The organism is uncultured Gimesia sp. (genome assembly GCF_937910335.1).
Classification (GTDB): domain Bacteria; phylum Planctomycetota; class Planctomycetia; order Planctomycetales; family Planctomycetaceae; genus Gimesia.
On record NZ_CALEMX010000626.1, the window covers coordinates 1 to 2,193 of the forward strand.

Sequence of the window (2,193 nt, forward strand, 5' to 3'; positions counted from 1 at the left end):
TTTATGCTTAAAAGCCGTGGTTTTCCTATGTTCAACGCGTTTCTTGATTTGCGTCACATCATCAGTTGGAACAGAATCGATCAATTTTCTTGTATAGTCATCCCGAGGGGCTTGATAGACCATTTCTGAAGGCCCCAGTTCAATTAACTTCCCGTGATTCATGACTGCCATCATGTCGGACATAAACTTAACAACACTCAAATCATGGCTGATAAAAATGTAGGTCAGATTATGTTGTTCCTGTAAATCTTTGAGTAAATTCAAAACTTGAGCTTGTACGGAAACATCTAAAGCGGAAACAGATTCATCGCAAATTATAAATTCCGGCTCGACAGCCAATGCACGCGCAATTGAGATTCTTTGACGCTGCCCACCTGAAAACTCGTGTGGATAGCGATCTAAATATTCTACAGATAAACCAACTTCTTCAAGTAATTCAGCAGCCCGATCACGTCGATCCCGTTTTGATTTCCCTAAGTTATGGGCGATCATTGATTCGGTGATGATTGTAGAAACCATCATACGAGGATTAAGGGAGCTATACGGATCCTGGAAGATAATTTGTACTTTACGCCGGAATGGTTTTCGACCGGCACGACTCATATGCGCCAGATCATTTCCTTCCAGAAGAATTTTCCCATTAGTGACGGGAGCGAGCCCCACGATGGCCTTACCGGTTGTTGTTTTCCCACAACCAGATTCTCCTACCAACCCTAAAGTTTGTCCCCGATAGATATTCAAAGACATGCCATCGACGGCCCTTACGTAATCGACCGTTCGTCGAAAGAGACCACTTTTTATGGGATAATAGACCTGCAATTCATCCAGACTCAAAATCGGTTTTTCAGTTTCTTTGACAAACTCAGAATCGGGAAGATCTTTTACGTCATTCCAGTCATAACCAATTCGTTCCAGTTCCGATCGTGGATGTAATATTCGCTGGCGTGCATGAGCAGTAAGCTCTATAAACTGGTCTTCGTCAAATGACTTTTGCTGGATCGAGTATTCTCCCGTATCCAATTCCTCGATATCCATGAAATCAGAGACTGTCGGTAACCGTTTATATGATGTGTCTAATGCAGGACGACACGCCAGTAAACCTTTAGTGTAAGGATGCTCCGGGTTTTCGAAAATATCGACCACCGGTTTGTACTCGACTAATTTCCCACGAAACATGACAGCCACATCATCTGCAATTTCTGCAATGACTCCCAAATCATGTGTAATAAATAAGACAGACATACCGCGTTCATCACGTAACTTTCTGATCAAATTTAATATTTGTGCCTGAATCGTTACATCAAGTGCTGTGGTTGGCTCATCTGCAATTAAAAGTTCCGGGTTACAACTTAACGCCATTGCGATCATCACTCGCTGTTTCTGACCTCCGGACATCTCATGCGGAAAGCTCGTAAACCTTCGCTCTGGATCAAGAATGCCGACTTCATGAAACAATTCGATCGTCTTCTGTTTCGCTTTTTCTGAACTGACCTTCTGGTGCAATTGGATCGCTTCCATCACCTGCTTGCCGACTCGAAATACCGGATTTAATGAGGTCCCAGGTTCCTGGAATATCATGCTGATGTCACTGCCACGAATGTTTCGCATTTCGGGATCTGATAATTTCACAAGGTCCTTTCCCAGAAAGGCAATGGAACCAGCGTCGATTTTTGCTGCGGTATCGGGAAGTAACTTCATGATTGAAAGAGACGTGACAGATTTTCCTGATCCAGATTCACCAACGAGACCAAGTGTTTTTCCCTTCTCGATGGTAATCGACAAATCATCAACTGCCTTCACAAGACCACGTCCAGTATGAAAGTAGGTTTTTAAACCCTGTATATCGAGTAACGTAGCTGAATCTGTCATGAGAGATCCTTTAAATATTGAAATCAAGTCAACAGATAACTTCTTAAGCAACTCAAATTCAGTAATCGTACTTTGTATTTATGATATCGATTTGCGTATAATAGCGAAACTTCAGTGAGATGGGAGAGAAAATTTTATAAACCTGATGATTGGAAAAAAATGCACCGAATTCAATTCAATACAACTCTTTTTATACTTCGAATTTGTTTGCTTCTAGCAATCTTGTTTCAAGGCCTCAGTGATACAGCTACTGCAGAAGACATCAAATTTCCTGAAGAGTTGACGCATTTTGTCCCGTACAGGAATAATCCGATTTTTGAAGCA

Annotated in this window: 1 protein-coding gene; it reads right to left on the bottom strand. The window is 41.9% G+C overall.

The window, feature by feature from the left end:
• Window positions 1-1,869: ABC transporter ATP-binding protein (locus tag Q0668_RS25575; protein ID WP_298869400.1), on the bottom strand; the 1,869-nt coding region annotated here is incomplete at its 3' end.
• Between the last annotated feature and the right edge of the window lie 324 nt (window positions 1,870-2,193).